The 15973-nt window shown below is 60.9% G+C and carries 12 protein-coding genes; 1 reads left to right on the forward strand and 11 read right to left on the reverse strand.

Annotated features, from left to right (window positions below; translation table 11 throughout):
* Positions 1 to 6 precede the first annotated feature (6 nt).
* Positions 7 to 1329: an ABC transporter substrate-binding protein gene (locus ACXYMO_RS03710; protein WP_458877304.1), complete on the reverse strand. Its 1323-nt coding sequence runs from the start codon at positions 1327 to 1329 to the stop codon at positions 7 to 9.
* A 305-nt stretch (positions 1330 to 1634) separates the two neighbouring features.
* On the opposite strand from ACXYMO_RS03710, the gene ACXYMO_RS03715 reads away from it, so the two are divergent.
* Positions 1635 to 3032, forward strand: a complete 1398-nt coding sequence (locus ACXYMO_RS03715) for a phenylacetate--CoA ligase family protein (RefSeq protein WP_458877305.1) — start codon at positions 1635 to 1637, stop codon at positions 3030 to 3032.
* 98 nt (positions 3033 to 3130) lie between these two features.
* On the opposite strand, the gene ACXYMO_RS03720 is transcribed toward ACXYMO_RS03715, so the two are convergent.
* The 10 genes from ACXYMO_RS03720 to ACXYMO_RS03765 form a co-directional block, all read right to left on the reverse strand.
* Complete coding sequence (locus ACXYMO_RS03720) at positions 3131 to 4930, reverse strand: NAD(P)-binding domain-containing protein (RefSeq protein WP_458877306.1); 1800 nt, start codon at positions 4928 to 4930, stop codon at positions 3131 to 3133.
* Between the two features lie 92 nt (positions 4931 to 5022).
* Positions 5023 to 6174 carry an iron-containing alcohol dehydrogenase gene (locus tag ACXYMO_RS03725; protein ID WP_458877307.1) on the reverse strand — a complete coding sequence of 384 codons (1152 nt, stop codon included), beginning with the start codon at positions 6172 to 6174 and terminating at the stop codon, positions 5023 to 5025.
* Positions 6171 to 7961: a thiamine pyrophosphate-binding protein gene (locus ACXYMO_RS03730; RefSeq protein ID WP_458877308.1), complete on the reverse strand. Its 1791-nt coding sequence runs from the start codon at positions 7959 to 7961 to the stop codon at positions 6171 to 6173. The genes ACXYMO_RS03725 and ACXYMO_RS03730 overlap by 4 nt, the downstream gene beginning before the upstream one ends.
* Before the next feature lie 162 nt (positions 7962 to 8123).
* A complete protein-coding gene (locus ACXYMO_RS03735) occupies positions 8124 to 9839 on the reverse strand; it encodes an ABC transporter substrate-binding protein (protein WP_458877309.1) in 1716 nt (571 codons plus the stop codon).
* A gap of 74 nt (positions 9840 to 9913) precedes the next feature.
* Positions 9914 to 10315 (reverse strand): DUF2160 domain-containing protein, encoded by a 402-nt coding sequence (locus tag ACXYMO_RS03740; RefSeq protein ID WP_458877310.1) that lies wholly within the window; start codon positions 10313 to 10315, stop codon positions 9914 to 9916.
* Positions 10315 to 11046, reverse strand: coding sequence for a carbohydrate ABC transporter permease (locus ACXYMO_RS03745; RefSeq protein WP_458877883.1), 732 nt, complete (start codon positions 11044 to 11046; stop codon positions 10315 to 10317). Before ACXYMO_RS03745 ends, ACXYMO_RS03740 begins: the two co-directional genes overlap by 1 nt.
* Positions 11047 to 11165: 119 nt before the next feature.
* Complete coding sequence (locus ACXYMO_RS03750; protein ID WP_458877311.1) at positions 11166 to 12044, reverse strand: carbohydrate ABC transporter permease; 879 nt, start codon at positions 12042 to 12044, stop codon at positions 11166 to 11168.
* The gene (locus tag ACXYMO_RS03755; protein WP_458877312.1) at positions 12044 to 13129 is read right to left on the reverse strand and encodes an ABC transporter ATP-binding protein; all 1086 of its coding nucleotides are present in this window, start codon (positions 13127 to 13129) and stop codon (positions 12044 to 12046) included. Before ACXYMO_RS03755 ends, ACXYMO_RS03750 begins: the two co-directional genes overlap by 1 nt.
* Positions 13130 to 13136: 7 nt before the next feature.
* Positions 13137 to 14222 carry an ABC transporter ATP-binding protein gene (locus ACXYMO_RS03760; RefSeq protein WP_458877313.1) on the reverse strand — a complete coding sequence of 362 codons (1086 nt, stop codon included), beginning with the start codon at positions 14220 to 14222 and terminating at the stop codon, positions 13137 to 13139.
* Complete coding sequence (locus tag ACXYMO_RS03765) at positions 14215 to 15732, reverse strand: FGGY-family carbohydrate kinase (protein WP_458877314.1); 1518 nt, start codon at positions 15730 to 15732, stop codon at positions 14215 to 14217. Before ACXYMO_RS03765 ends, ACXYMO_RS03760 begins: the two co-directional genes overlap by 8 nt.
* Between the last annotated feature and the right edge of the window lie 241 nt (positions 15733 to 15973).

A 15973-nucleotide genomic window follows, 5' to 3' on the forward strand; every position in this document is an offset into this window, starting at 1 on the left:
AGTGGCTCAGTCGCACTGCGCGCCAGGGAAACCCTGTGCGATCCACTCTTGGGACTTCATGCCATCCGGCGGGTTCACGCAGCGGGCGTCGTAGTATTCCACGTCCACCAGCTCCATCTTGCCCGCGTCGGCGTTCCACTTCGTCGTACCGATGGCGTTGGGCTGGATCGCTTGATGACCGCCGGCAAGCGCCATTTCGATGCGGCCCGACGGGGCATCCCAGGACAGCCCTTTCATGGCGGCGGCCAGCTCTTCGCTGGTCGGCTTGTTGCCGCCATTCTCGGCCATCGCCTTTTCAATGCCGGTTTTCAGACCGAAAAGCGCCTGCCACATCCGGAAGGGCGCCTGAACCGGGAAGGTATCGTATTCGGCCTCATAGGCGTCCCACATCGTGTCGGTCAGTTCCTTCAACTCGCCGCCGCGTGCATGGGCGGCCAGACCGTTCACGCCGCGCGCACCGAGGAAAATGCCATCGGGCATCTTGTTCTGAAGCTGCGGGATCACGTGGTCACCCGCCGCGAGCGCAAGCTGGGCCCGCTTGTGCAGTCCGCGCGCCGTTGCCTGGATGAGGAAGCCTTGCAGGTCTCCGCCCCAGTTCGAGGAATGCACCAATGCAGGCTTTTCACGCAGAAGCGCCGAAATCTCGGTGCCGTACTGACCCGCGCCGAATTTCGGGAATAGCGCCGTTTTCACCTCGGCATCCGGATAGATCTGCTTCATTGCGCCGGTAAAGTCAGCCCAGCTGTCCTGACCCCAGGCGTAGTCCTGGTTCAGGCCGGCAAAGCTTGGCACATCGAAGTTGCGCGATTTCAGGTAACGGGCAAGGCTGACGTTATCCATCGTGGCGTGGGCAGCCGTGCGGAACACATATTCATAGCTGCCATCCTCAAAAACCCGCGGCGTGCCGCAATCATAGAGGATCGTGAAGGCTTTCAGCTCATCCGCGACGGGCGGAATAGCCAGGCAATCGCCCGAGGACACATAGCCCACGACAGCGTCCACTTCTTCACGCTGCACGAGGTTGCGGAACTCCTGAACCTGCTTGGTGGCACCGCCGGCTTCGTCCACGACGACAACCTCGATGTTCATGCCGCCAAAGCCTTTCTGGTCGTAAGGCGCGGGCAGTTTGCCGCCCTCGTTCAGCATATCGACCAACAGCTTGCCGCCGTTCCAGGCGGGCACACCAAAGCTTTCTGCCGCCTGGCCGGACAGGAATGTAATCACGCCGATTTTAAAGGTGTCGTCTTGCGCGGCCGCCGGTCCGGACAATCCGGTCGCCAATGCCATCGCCGCAAGCGAACCACCAATTTTGGATTTAAGTGTCTTCATGGTCTCCTCCCAGAAACATAAACGGACCGGTCAGCTTACAGGGGCGAAGATCGCGACAGCCTGCTCCATACGCGGAAAATGCCGCGCACCGCTGTCACCAATACCCCCAGGTTGACTCAATTAGTGTCCTATTGTTGGACACTGTGTCCAAATTTACCCTGCGTCAAGCCGGAATTGGTTGTTCACCGGCATCAGGCCAGCCGGGGCCGCCCCTAGCGCGCATTGACGGAGGTCAATGAACGCGGAACGCTTTGGTGTAGGCTCCAGACAACGCGGTTTTCGCCGTCGGACACAAGGAACAGGCAGTGCCAGCAGATATGCATTTCAGCCTTCCCAGGGCATTGGGCTACTTCGTCGGCGGGCTCTGGACGGCCTGGGGCGGACGGAAACGCATCGAGGCCAAGCAGCTCCGCAACCTGCGGCGTCTCGTGGAAAAGGCGCGGCGCGAGTCCCCTTTGTTTCATCGGCTCTACGCAGATCTTCCACCCTCGAACGAGGTCGCACTGAGCGATCTGCCGGTGACCCGCAAACCCGATCTCATGGCGGAGTTCGACGACTGGCTGACGATACGTTCCCTTCCCCTCGAAAGGGCCCGCGAACATCTGCGGAATATCGACAAGGTTGGCGTCCCGATCGACGAAGTTGCCGTTTTCCAGACCTCCGGAACATCGGGCGAACCCGCGGTTATCGTCCTGTCCTCATCCTTCGTGGAATATGCCTATGGCATCATGCTGGCGCGCTTTGAGCGGTACCATTGGACGCTCATCCGCGAGGTTCGCAAGCTCGGGCCGAGGGTGACGATCACCGGTGGCAACGGCCACTTCGCCGGAAACGGGTTCAACAAGCTGGTGCAACGGCTGTATCCGGCCCTGGCGCGGGGGTTGGGCCTGACCTTCATCGAGGCCGAACAGCCGATCGATCGGCTCGTTGAAAAACTGAATGCAATCCCGAATGTCGCCTGGATCGTGACCTACCCCAGCATGCTGGCCATCCTCGTGCGCGAAAAGGAGGCCGGGCAGCTGCGGATCGCGCCTGCGCTTTTCACCACGGGTGGCGAGACGCTGACGGACGATCTGCGCGCGCGGGTCGCGCTGGCCTTTCCCTCGCTGAAATACGGCATTTCCGACCCCTATGGCAGCACCGAATGCCTGGCGCTGTCGTTCGAGTGCAGCCATGGGCGCAAGCACGTGAACGAAGATTGGGTCATCCTTGAGGCGGTCGATGCGGCGATGCGGCCCGTTCCCGATGGTACCTTGTCCGAGACCGTGCTGCTGACGGTGCTCGCCAACGAGGTTCAGCCCTTCATCCGATATGATCTGGGCGACTGTGTTCGGTTCCATACGGCCCCCTGCCCCTGTGGGTCGCCGTTTCGCAGTTTCGAGGTGGAGGGACGCCAGGCGACGCTCATCCGCGTGGGCGACGTGACGCTGTCGCCGCTGGTGTTTGACCTTGAGCACGAACGCGCCCGGCGTATCCAGCTGGTTCAGACCGACGAGAAGGATTTCGAAGTGCGCATACAGCTGGCCGACGCGGCGGCGGGGGATGTTTTTCAAGAGGTCATCGGTGCGGTGAAACAGGTGTTTCGCGATAATGGCGTGGAGGACGTTGCAGTACGGGAAAGCAAAGCGCTTCCCGCATTCACCGCCAGCGGCAAATTCCACGAAGTTGTGCCATTGTGCAGCGCCGACGCCTCTGGAGCCTGACGCGCACCACGGGCCCGGACGCCGGCTTGGATCCCGGTCCGGCAAACAGGCTTGCGCGCGGCAAGGGATCGGCCCGCTAATGCGGGCCGACGCCATCGTCAGGACAGGTGATGAACCTCTTGCAGACCATAGACCTGCACCGGCAGCCCTTCCATGCGGGCCTTGATCTGCAGCGAGAGAAACTGCGAATAGTGCCGGGACTGGTGCAGGTTGCCACCATGCATCCAAAGCGCCTCTTGCTGCGTAGGTTTCCACATGTTGCGTTGCTCGCCCTCCCAAGGCCCCGGATCCTTGGTCGTGTCCGAACCAAGGCCCCAGACCTTGCCCACCTTGTCTGCCATCTCGGGGCCCATGAGATCCGCGAGCCATCCGTTCATGGACCCATAGCCCGTCGCATAAACGATCAGGTCCGCATCAAGATGCTTGCCGTTGTCCAGAATGACCCCGGTTTCGTCGACTTCCTCGACTTGCCCGCGCTCAAGCTTGATCTTGCCGTCGATGATCAGCTGGCTGGCACCGATGTCGATGTAATACCCTGACCCGCGCCGCAGGTATTTCATGAACAGGCCCGAGTCGTCATCGCCCCAGTCCAGCCAGAACCCTGCCTTTTCAAGACCTTCATAGAAGCCCTTGTCACGCTCTTTCATCTCGGCATAGGCCGGGATCTGGAATTCGTGCAGGATGCCATAGGGCAGCGAGGCAAAGATCAGGTCCGCCTTTTCCGTAGTCACGCCCGCTGCCACGGCCTCTTCGGAATAAAGCGCGCCAAGGCCCACCTCCATCAGAGTGTCCGACCGCACGATATGCGTGGACGAGCGCTGCACCATGGTCACATCGACATCGTTTTCCCAAAGCGCGGCGCAGATGTCATGGGCAGAGTTGTTTGAGCCGACAACAACCGCTTTCTTGCCCTTGTAGGCATCCGGTCCGGGATGCTGCGAGCTGTGATGCTGATCGCCCTTGAACTTGTCCATGCCCGGAAACTCGGGCATGCGCGGTTTGCCCGACATGCCCGTCGCCATGACAAGCTGCTTGGGCTTCAGGACGACCTCTTCACCGTCGCGGTCCACCACCACGGTCCATTCCCCGGTCGCCTCGTCATACTGAGCGGATTTGGCGGTTGTCCGGCTCCAGTAGTTCAGCTCCATGACCTTTGTGTACATCTCAAGCCAGTCGCCGATCTTGTCCTTGGGGCTGAAGACCGGCCAGTTCTCGGGGAACTTGATGTAGGGCAGATGGTCGTACCAGACCGGGTCATGCAAACAGAGCGACTTGTAGCGGTTGCGCCAACTGTCGCCAGGCCGGTCATTCTTTTCCACGATGATCGTCGGCACGCCCAGTTGCCGCAAACGCGCGCCAAGGCCAATTCCGCCCTGACCGCCCCCGATGATCACGCAGTAGGGCTGGACGGAATAGCCAAGATTGGCTTCCTCTGACTCGCGCTCTTCTTTCCAGGTGGTGCGGTTCTTGCCTGCACCGTGTTTGGCCCCCGACGGACGTGCCGTGCCCTTGGGCTCCTCGTACCCCTTGAGTTCGACCATGGTGGTCAGCAAGGTCCAGATCTTGCCGTCTCTGAGCCGGACCAGACCGTAGCCGCGCGCCAGATCCGCTTCGAAGTTGATCCAGGCGGTGACGACACCGTCCTCCTCGGTCGGGACTTCGGTCTCATCCAGCGCCCACCCCGTGGGTTTGATCAGGGGCAACTGGTGCCGCAGCATGTCGGCAACTTGGTCCCTGCCCTCCATCGTCTTGAGATTCCATGTGAAACTCACAAGATCCCGCCAGTAACAATCCGCCTCAAACATGTCGGCGACCTTTTCGATGTCACCGGATTCAAGGGCCTTTCCAAAATCATTCAGAAACGCCTGAGTTTCGCTTTGCAGTGTCGAGTCCAGCATATCTTCCTCCTTGAAAGGTGCTTACGCGTTGGGAGGGTCATACGAGTTTCAAAAAAGCCCCGGTCCACCTCCCTCGGGCCGGGGTCTGCAAGCTATCCGTCCTCCACCCATCCCGCTTGCTTCAGCATCCGCAAAAGGTCTTCCGCCGAAAAGGCGATCGAACTCGGCTTCATAGAAGACGAGCCCTGGGATTTCCGGGCGATGTCCAGCGCCCGTTCCCGAGAAAGTTGCAGGGGCGCAGATGGCAGACCACTGCGTCGCGCCCAGTCGGCCAGCCCGTCGATGCCTGTGCCCAGCGCAGCGCTACACCAGCTGTCGATCTCTGACAGACGCACGTCCAACTGCGACCCGGCGGGTGCGGCATCGCGGCTTGCACGCAAGACAGGGGGCAAGAGCAGACCGCAGATCAGCCCATGGGCCGCTCCGGTTTCTCCGCCAAGGACCCCGGCGATGCCATGCACCGCGCCCAACCCGGCATTTGCCAAGGCCAATCCGCTGTTGAAGGCCACAAGCGCAAGATCGTCCCGCGCGTCCGCATCCTCGGCCCGCACCAGCCGCGCAAGCGCCGCGAACCCACGCGGAATGGCATCGCGGCACAACGCATCCGTGACCGGATTGGCGCGGTTCGACAGGTAGGGTTCGATCACCTGCGTAACAGCATCAAGGCCAGAGGCCAGCGTGACATCCCGCGGCGTCCCGTCGGTCAGAGACGGGTCGATGATCGCCAGTCGGGCCAGCATGCGCGGATCCCGCAGCGAAACCTTTCGGCGATGCTCCGGCACGGCGATGACCGCATTGCGCGTCGCCTCGGACCCTGCCCCGGCGGTCGTCGGCACCGCGACGAACGGCAACGGCATGGCCACCAGGGGCTTGCCCCGGCCCACGACCTCAAGGTGTTCCAGCGGATCAGGATCGGGCGCGGGCAACAGCGCGGCCAGCGCCTTGCCAAAGTCAAGCGGGGCGCCGCCGCCAATGGCGAGCACCGCATCCGGGGCAAAGGCACGCGCTCGTTCCAGGCCCGCAATCAGCCCTTCAAGATCAGGCTCGCTTGCGCAACTTTCCTCAAGGCACTCTGCCCCGGCGTTGGTCAACGCATCAAGCAGCGGCTCGGCGCGGGTGCGAGACCTCCCGCGCACGATGACCAACCTACGGCCCAATCCCAGGATTTCAGGAACCGCGACCAAAGCCTCGCCGCGACCAAAGCGGATGCGCGTGGGCAGGAAGAGGTCAAACGAAGCGGTCACAGGTCAGGCGAGACCTTCCACTCCCGCAGCTTGTAGACCTTGCCCGGGCGCACCCGTTCCTTGTTGTCGGGCTCGGCCAAACGACGTTTGAAGGAATGGATGGGTGTAGCCATCTCGTCGATACGCACCTCGACGACTGAGGGACCATCATGGGCAAAGGCCTCGTCCAGCGCCGCGCCAATCTGGTCGGGTTTGTCCACGTAAATGCCCTTGAGCCCCATGGCCGAAGCCGCTTTGGCATAGCCGGGCACAGCGCCCTGCGTTTCCAGATCGACCGAGATCGTCTCACCGAAATAGAACTTCTGCCAGAAGTTGATCCAGCCAAGCTTGCCGTTATTGATCACCACGTTCACGACGCGCTGATTGTAGACCGCCATGGTCGCCAGCTCGCCCACGGTATAGGAAAACCCGCCGTCGCCCGCGACGGTCACCACGCGCGCACCCTTGGGTATCACGGTGGCCGCCCCAATGGCACCGGGCACCGAATACCCCAGTCCCCCCTGACCGCGGGCGTACAGAAACTGCCGTCCGGGTTTCTTTGCCGGGATATAGCCCGCGATCCAGCCTGCCGAGAAGGACGCATCGGAAACCACCACGTCATCCTCACCAAGGCGCGCGGCGATTTCCTTCATCACGACAGGGGGCTGTACGGGAATTTTGTCCGAGGCCATTTCGGACGCTTTGATCGCGTCGTTCTCGGCCTTGACCTCGGCGATGCGCGCCGCCCAGTCGGGATTGGCACCCGAGCGGTCGCCGATGACGGCGCCCAGCGCGCGGATCGTCTCGCGCACATCGCCCAGCAAGGGAACGGTCGGGCGGAAGGTACGGCCATGCTCCAGCGGGTCGATGTCGATGGTGATCGATGCCTGTTCAGACGTCGGCAAGGTCCAGTTCATGCCGGTGTTCTGGCTGACTTTTGAGCCGCACCAGATTGTCAGATCGGCTTCGGTGATCAGGTCGATGGCGGCCTTCGAGCCAAGCGGGTTCAGAACCCCCGCCGCGTAGTCGCGGGTTTCCGGCACCGACCCCTTGCCGGTCAGCGACGTGACGACCAGGCCGCCCAGCTTGTCGGCAAAGGCAGTTACGTCCTCGGCAGCGACCGAGCCGTGCACCCCGCCGCCGCAGACCAGCGCCGGTCGCTTGGCCTTCTTTATCAGCGCAGCGGCCTTTTCGATTTCCGAAGGCGGCGCGACCGAGCGCAGATAAGGAATATGCACGGTACGGTCATCGGTAATGGCCTTCAGTTCGTCCGGATCCCAATCGGCATCGAAAATGTCATGCGGAATGACCAGCGCCACAGGTCCGGGGCGTGGCGCCGTGGCGATACGGAAGGCGGTGCGCACCATCTCGGGCAGGCTGGCCAGCGTCGGCACCTGAAAGGCGTCTTTGCAGCATGTCTTGAAAAATGCCACCTGGTCAAAGCCCTGTGACGCGATCCCCTTTGTCTTGAGCGACAACCAGTCCAACGGCACGTCGCCGATAATGCCGACCATGGGCACCGAGGCGTTCAACGCTTCGAGGAACCCGGCAGGCAACAGGTTGGCTCCGGGGCCAACAGTGACGTCACAAACGCCGACCTTGCCGGTTACACGGGCATAGCCGTCGGCGGCATAGGCAGCGTTGCGCTCGTCGCGCATCAGGACGTGTTTGATTTGGTCGGGACGACGCAGAATTGCGTCATGCAACGCGGTGGTCTGGCCACCGGGCATGCCGAACACCTGCTCTACCCCGTAGTCGATCATCATCTCAACGATGAGATCGCCTGCGTGTTTCAGAGGGATTGTCATGGCTGTCTCCTTCCGGCCCTTTGTGACCGGGTCATGCTGCTGGCAAAGGTGGTGAGTTGAGAACCCACCCCACATTTTCGTTTCGTGTGGGTTGTCGACGCACCGCCTGCCCGTTGCGGGAAAGGTTGGTCCGGCGACACAAGGCCGCCGGACCGGTTGGTACTATTCGTTCCAGGACTTGATCAGCTCGTCATAGGCGACGGTGACCGGCTCTTCGTCCTCGTTGTCGAGCTTGGCCTTGGGCGAGCCCGGCTGGCTGAGCCAGTATTCCGGATCCTGCTCGTCGTTCAGCTTGGGTCCGATGTCGCCCATGATGCCTGCACGTTCGAGACGGCTCAGCACCTTTTCCTGCTCTTCACAGAGGCTGTCGAGCGCTTCCTGCGCGGTCTTGTCCCCGCTCAGAGCATCCCCGATGTTCTGCCACCACAGCTGTGCCAGCTTGGGATAGTCCGGCACGTTGGTGCCCGTGGGCGACCATGCCAGACGGGCCGGAGAGCGATAGAATTCGATCAGGCCACCCAGCTTGGGCGCACGATCGGTGAAGTGCTGGCTGTCGATGGTCGACTCGCGGATGAAGGTCAGGCCAACGTCAGCCTTCTTCAGATCCACGGTCTTGGAGACAACGAACTGCGCATAGAGCCATGCGGCCTTGGCGCGGTCGACCGGAGTCGATTTCATCAGCGTCCAGGAACCGGCATCCTGATAGCCGATCTTGGTGCCTTCTTCCCAGTAAACGCCATGTGGTGAGGGGGCCATGCGCCACTTGGGCGTGCCATCCTCGTTCATGACCGGCAGCCCCGGCTCTACCATCGAGGCGGTAAAGGCGGTGTACCAGAACATTTGTTGCGCCACAGTGCCCTGGCTTGGCAGTGCGCCGGCCTCGGCAAAGTTCATGCCAGCGGCGGCGGGCGGTGAATACTTCTCCAGCCATTCCGCGGCCTTGGTGATAGCATAGACCGCCGCGGGCGAATTGGTCGCGCCGCCACGTGCCACGCAGGACCCCACGGGCTGCGAGTTCTCGTTCACCCGGATGCCCCATTCATCGACCGGCAGGCCGTTGGGTTCACCCTTGTCGCCCATACCAGCCATGGACATCCACGCGTCAGTATAGCGCCAGCCAAGCGAGGGGTCTTTCTTGCCATAGTCCATGTTGCCAAAGACATCGCCGTCATGGCCGAGATGGCTTAGATCGCGACCGTTGAAGAACTCGGCGATGTCCTCATAGGCCGACCAGTTGACCGGGACGCCAAGGTCATAGCCGAACTGCGCCTTGAAGTCGGCCTTGTTCTTTTCGTCGTTGAACCAGTCATAGCGGAACCAATAAAGGTTCGCGAACTGCTGGTCGGGCAGCTGATACAATTTACCGTCAGGACCGGTGGTAAAGCTGGTTCCGATGAAATCGTCCAGGTCCAGTGTCGGCAGCGTCACGTCCGCGCCTTCGCCCGCCATCCAGTCGGTCAGGTTGCGCGCCTGCTGATAGCGCCAGTGGGTGCCGATCAGGTCGCTGTCGTTGATATAGGCATCATAGATGTTTTCGCCCGACTGCATCTGGGTTTGCAGACGTTCCACCACGTCGCCTTCGCCGATCAGGTCGTGGGTGACCTTGATCCCGGTGATGGCGGTAAACGCAGGTGCCAGCACCTGGCTTTCGTATTCGTGCGTGGTGATGGTTTCCGAAACGACCTTGATCTCCATGCCTTCAAAGGGCTTGGCCGCATCGACGAAGAACTGCATCTCGGCTTCCTGCGCCGCGCGGTCGAGAACGGAAAGGCCCCCGATTTCGTTGTCGAGGAAGTCCTTCGCCTCGTCCATCCCGGCAAATGCCGGTACGGACAGCACCATCGTCAACGCTGTTGTTGTCATGAATATTCGGTTCATAGTGTCCTCCCTTGGATTCGAACCTTCGTAAAATGCTCGTTCCCCGCGTCTCGTTGGATGGAGCGGGTTAAAACTCAGACTTTCCAAAAAACGATCGCCGCGTAGACGGCGCAGACAGCCATAGCCCACGGCTGATCGCCCAACTCCAGGCCCAACCAGGCAATGTTGATGAAGGCAGAGCCCAGCAACGTGATGAACAACCGGTCTCCGCGCGTGGTCTCAATCCCGAGGATGCCCACACGGGGAGTTTCGGGAAAGCGGATCGCGAGCAGGGTAAAGACCACGAGGATTGAGCCGATGACCCAGAAGAACAATGCTATCGGGAAAGACCACGCCATCCAGCCACCTTTGACCATCTGTTCGGTCCAAAGCCATTCGCCAGCATCGCGCGGCACAAAATTCATCAACAATCCAAGGATAACCAACAGCACCGCTGCGGTAACGAGGTAGGTCGTTGTCCAGCGGTTCCTGGTCATCACACCCTCCCCAGGGCAAAGCCCTTGGCGATGTAGTTGCGCACGAACCAGATCACGAGCGCACCTGGGATGATCGTCAGCACACCCGCCGCGGCCAGTGTGCCATAGTCGAGCCCTGTCGCAGATGAGGTCCGCGTCATTGCAACGCCGATGGTTTTCACATTGGTCGAGGTCAGCGTGCGGCTCAGCAGCAGATCGACCCATGAGAACATGAAGCAGAAGAAGGCTGCCACGCCGATGCCGGACGAAATCAGCGGCATGAAGATACGTGTAAAGAACCGCCCCCAGCTGTAGCCATCGATATAGGCAGTCTCGTCGATCTCCTTGGGCACGCCCCGCATGAAGCCTTCGAGGATCCAGACCGCCAGCGGTACGTTGAACAGGCAATGCGCCAGCGCCACGGCAATGTGGGTGTCAAAAAGACCAATCGAAGAATAAAGCTGAAAGAATGGCAGCGCGAAAACGGCAGGCGGCGCCATGCGGTTGGTCAGCAGCCAGAAGAACAGGTGTTTGTCGCCTATGAAGTTGTACCGTGAAAACGCATAGGCAGCCGGAAGCGCAACTGTCACGCTGATGATCGTGTTGAGGATCACATATGTCAGGGAGTGGACATAGCCCATGTACCACGTCGGGTCTGTCAGGATCTCGGTGTAATTTCCGGTTGTCGGGTTCTCGGGCAGCAGTGTCATCTTGTTGAGAATTTCGACATTCGGCTTGAAACTCATGTTCATCAGCCAATAGATCGGCACCAGCAGGAACAGAAGGTAACCTACCAGCACGGCATAAGACACAACGCGGCGCAGGCGCGGGTTGTCCGTTCCTATTGTGGGCTTGGTTGCGGGTACGGACGTCATTCGCTGCGCTCCTCTTCCCGGTCGAGGTTCACCATGATCGTGTAGAACGCCCAGCTGACCAGCAGGATCACAAGGAAGTACATGATCGAGAAGGCGGCAGCGGGGCCAAGGTCGAACTGCCCAAGCGCCATCTTGACCAGATCAATGGACAGGAAAGTGGTGGTAGAGCCCGGGCCACCGCCGGTGACGACGAACGGCTCGGTATAAATCATGAAACTGTCCATGAAGCGCAGCAGAACGGCAATCAGCAACACCCCTTTCAGTTTCGGCAATTCCACATAGCGAAACACGGCCCAGCGGCTGGCCTGATCGATCTTGGCAGCCTGGTAATAGGCATCCGGAATGGATTGAAGGCCGGCATAGGCAAGCAGCACCACAAGCGAGGTCCAGTGCCAGACATCCATGACGATGACGGTGGTCCAGGCGGCGCTCGCATTCTGACCGAGGTTGAAGTCGATCCCAATCTGGCCAAGCGTATAACCCAGCAACCCGATATCGACGCGGGCAAAGACCTGCCAAATCGTCCCCACCACGTTCCACGGGATCAACAAGGGGAGCGCCATCAAAACCAGGCAGACAGAGGCCCAGACGCCTTTTTTTGGCATCGAAACCGCCACCATGATGCCAAGCGGCACCTCAATGGCAAGGATCGCGCCGGAAAAGATCAACTGTCGCTGGAGCGCTCCCCACATGCGATCGCTGTCGAGCACTTCTTCGAACCACTCGAAGCCGACCCAGAAGAAGATGTTGTTACCGAAGGTGTCGTTGAACGCGTAGTTCACCACCGTCATCAGCGGCAGGATGGCCGAAAAGGCCACAAGGATCAGCACCGGAAGCACCATGAACCACGCGCGGTTGTTCTGCGTTTTGTCCATCACGCGGCTCCTGTGTTGTTGGACTCAATGCGCCAGTCGTCGACAAAGACGCCGATCTGCGCGGGGGCAAAGATCACATGGCTGGCGTCCGCCGGAACCGGGTGGCCTTCGGGCAGCACGACGTTGATACCGGTGCCCGCAAGGTCTGCGCGCACGATACGGTGGCGGCCGACGTCCTCGACCCGTTTGACGCTGACGGGCACGCCGCCCTGGTCCGTAAAGCTGACAAACTCCGGGCGAATGCCGATTTGGGTGCGGCCATTTGCTTTGGCGTATCCGCCCGCCAGGGGCACGGCATGGCCTGCCACCCGCGCTTGGTTTCCGTCAACTTCGGCTTCAAGCAAGTTCATCCCGGGCGAGCCGATGAAATAGCCCACAAAGGTATGACCCGGCTTTTCAAACAACTCATCCGGGGTGCCAAGCTGCACCACCCTCCCGTCGTGCATGACCACCACCTTGTCGGCAAAGGTCAGCGCCTCGGTCTGGTCATGGGTCACATAGATCATCGTGTGACCGAACTGGCGGTGCAACTGCTTGAGCTGGGTGCGCAGCTCCCACTTCATATGCGGGTCGATCACGGTCAGCGGCTCGTCGAACAGGATCGCGTTCACATCCTCACGGACCATGCCGCGCCCAAGCGAGATTTTTTGCTTTTCATCCGCCGTCAGCCCCCGCGCCTTGCGCTTGAGCTGATCCTGCATGCCAATCATCTGCGCGATGTGTGCGACGCGTTTGGCGATATAGCCCTTGTCCATTCCGCGATTGCGAAGCGGAAAGGCAAGATTGTCGCGCACGCTCATGGTGTCGTAGACGACCGGAAACTGGAACACCTGAGCGATGTTGCGCTCGGTCGTCGGTGCTGCGGTGACGTCCTGCCCGTTGAACAGGATTTGCCCCCGCGTCGGCACCAAAAGGCCCGAGATGATGTTGAGAAGCGTGGATTTGCCGCAACCAGAGGCACCCAGCAGCGCATAGGCTCCGCCGTCCTCCCAATCAAGGTCGATGGTTTTCAGCGCAAAGTCGTCCTCGCCGCCGGGTCGGGGCAGATAGCTGTGCGCCAGATCTTTCAGTTCGATACGCGCCATGTGCCCCTCACGCAGCCTGCGCATAGGCGGCTGGCAAGGCCAGCATCCCATCCGCGTCGAAAAGATAAACATGCTCCGGCTCGAGCCAGAGATCGATCTCGGTTCCCGAGTCGAAGTGGTGGACGCCATGGATCAGCGCCACCCAGCTGTCCTCGCCATGTGTCAGGTGCAGGAAGGTTTCCGATCCGGTGATCTCGGCAATACCCAGCGTGCATTTGAACGCGATGGCATCGCCGCTGTGCGCCGTCAGCCGAAGATGGTTAGGGCGGAAACCGGCGCGGTAGGACCCGTCACTGAGTTGTGAAAATCCGCCGTCCGCCGGGGCGTTGATGCCCTCGCCAAAGCTGAGCACGTGCCCCTGTTTATGACAGGGGCAGAAATTCATCGGCGGGTCGGAGTAAACCCGTGCCGTTATAGCATCCCTCGGGTTGCGATAAACGTCCGGCGCAGGCCCGAATTGGGTAATCGCGCCTTCCCACATCGTCGCGGTGTTGCCGCCCAAAAGAAGCGCCTCTTCCGGTTCGGTCGTGGCATAGACAAAGATTGCGCCGCTTTCCTCGAAGATGCGGGGAATTTCCGCCCGCAATTCTTCGCGCAGCTTGTAGTCAAGGTTGGCCAACGGCTCGTCCAGCAGCACAAGATCGCTGTCCTTGACCAGTGCACGCGCCAGCGCGCAGCGTTGTTGCTGGCCGCCTGAAAGCTCAAGGGGCTTGCGGTTCAACATCTCGGTCAGATGCAGCATTTCGGCAGTTGAGCGAACCGCCTTGTCGATCTCGGCGCGGCTCTTGCCCATCAGCTTCATCGGTGAGGCGATGTTGTCGTAGACGGTCATGGACGGATAGTTGATGAACTGCTGGTAGACCATCGCAACCTTGCGGTCCTGAACACGCATGCCGGTGACGTCCTTGCCATGGGCATGAACCGAACCGGTGGTTGGCGTATCCAGCCCCGCCATCAGACGCATCAGCGATGTCTTGCCCGACAGGGTTGGGCCAAGCAGAACATTCATTGTGCCGGGATGCAGGGTCAAATCCGTGGGGCGGATATGTTGCTTGCCCCGTACGGATTTGGAGACGCCTCTGAGTTCAAGCATGTGCTGCCTCCGCTGCCATCATCGCCCCGGCCATTGCGTCACGGAGCGCGCAATATTTGGAATATTTCGCCAAATGCCCTGCACCGCGTTCGCCATTGACCTCATGGCGACGGTCGATCGCCGTCATGCCGTCGATTGCCGCAGCAAGCGACGGATAGGCCCCTGCTCCGGTCGCCGCACAGATCGCCGTGCCAAGCGCGCCGAATTCCGAACCGCGAGGCACCTCGACCGGCAGCCCCAGAATATCCGCGAACATCTCGGACCAGTAGCGGCTGTTGGTCGCTCCGCCTGTCATGCGAATAACCTCGGGCCGCGCCGCATCGGGACCGGTCAGGGCGCGGTCGATATCGGCCTTGTGGGCAAAGACGATCCCTTCGAACACCGCCAGCATCATCTTTTCGAAGGTGGTGCGCGCGGTCATGCCCACCAATCCGGCAGGGGCCCCTTCCGGTCCGCCGAAGAGATAGGGAAAATACATCGCCGTTGTGCTTTGTCCCATGACACTGCGCACCGCCTCGTTCACCGTGTTGTAGATGTCGCCACCGGTCAATCGGCCGCCGTGCTGCAGCATCGTCTTGACCACCCATTCGAGGTTCGAAGCCGAGGTCGCGGAGGCATCCACCGACAGCCAGCCGCCCACCGGATAAGCAAATTGCAGCATCGGCATGGCGTCTGTCTTGGGCTTGTCGGGATGCAGCGTCGCAGCGATTGAGAACGTGCCAGCGACCACGCTCATCTGCTCCGGTCGCGTGACCCGCGACGCCATGGCAGACGCAGACATATCCACTGTGCCGCGCACGACCGGCGTGCCTTGTCTCAGACCGGTCAGGGCGGCGGCCTCGGCACTGACATGGCCCGCGATCTCCTCGGATCGCCCGACCTCAGGAAGTTTCGACCGCCAATCCTCCATCCCGAGAATGCGCAGCGTGTCGTCCGAATAAGTGCCGGTGGAGACATCGAGAATGCCCGAACTGCCTGCGTCGGTGAAATCGGTGGACAGGTCGCCGCACAGACGCCCGCGCAGAAAGTCTTTGCAGAAGGACACCTTGTAGGTTTTCCCAAGCACCTCAGGCTCGTGGCGTTGCAACCACCCCAGGAGCGCAAGGCTCATGCCCGGCCAAACCGACTGTTGCGTCAGGGGTGCAATCTGTGCCGCGCGCCCATCCTCGGCCCATTCGGCCAGCAACTCTGCCGTACGACCGTCGGTTGAAACGATGCCCGGCCGCACCGGATTTCCTTGGCGATCAAGCAGATACAGTCCGCTCCCGTATCCCGACACACTGATCGCCAGAACGTCGCCGGGATCGGTACCGCTTTGCTCAAGGACAGCGCCGATCGCATCCGCCGCGGCGCGCCACATCGCATCCGGATCCCGCTCTGTCCAGCCCAGGTTCGGAAACACCGTCACGTTATGACTGCGGGCGCAGGCCAGCTCGTGACCGGACAGGTCGAACAGCGCAGCCTTCGTCATCGTGCCACCGGCATCAACGCCGATCACGCATTCCCCCATTGTCTCCTCCCTGTTGACGAACTATGGACCCGAGTCGCCAACTTGTAATTATGAGTTGAGCGTAGCTGCGGCTCGGCACATGTCAAGAACTCTGAAATACATTCCAAATACCGTATATTTGACCAAAATTGCGCCGCATTGCAGCAAATCGCTAACTTCTGCGGCACTGCTTGTAATTACAACTTTGCACGGGCACTCTAAAGGCCACGTATCGAGAATCGGCCGAGATGGAGGGGCCCGC

The organism is Arenibacterium sp. CAU 1754, assembly GCF_054482635.1.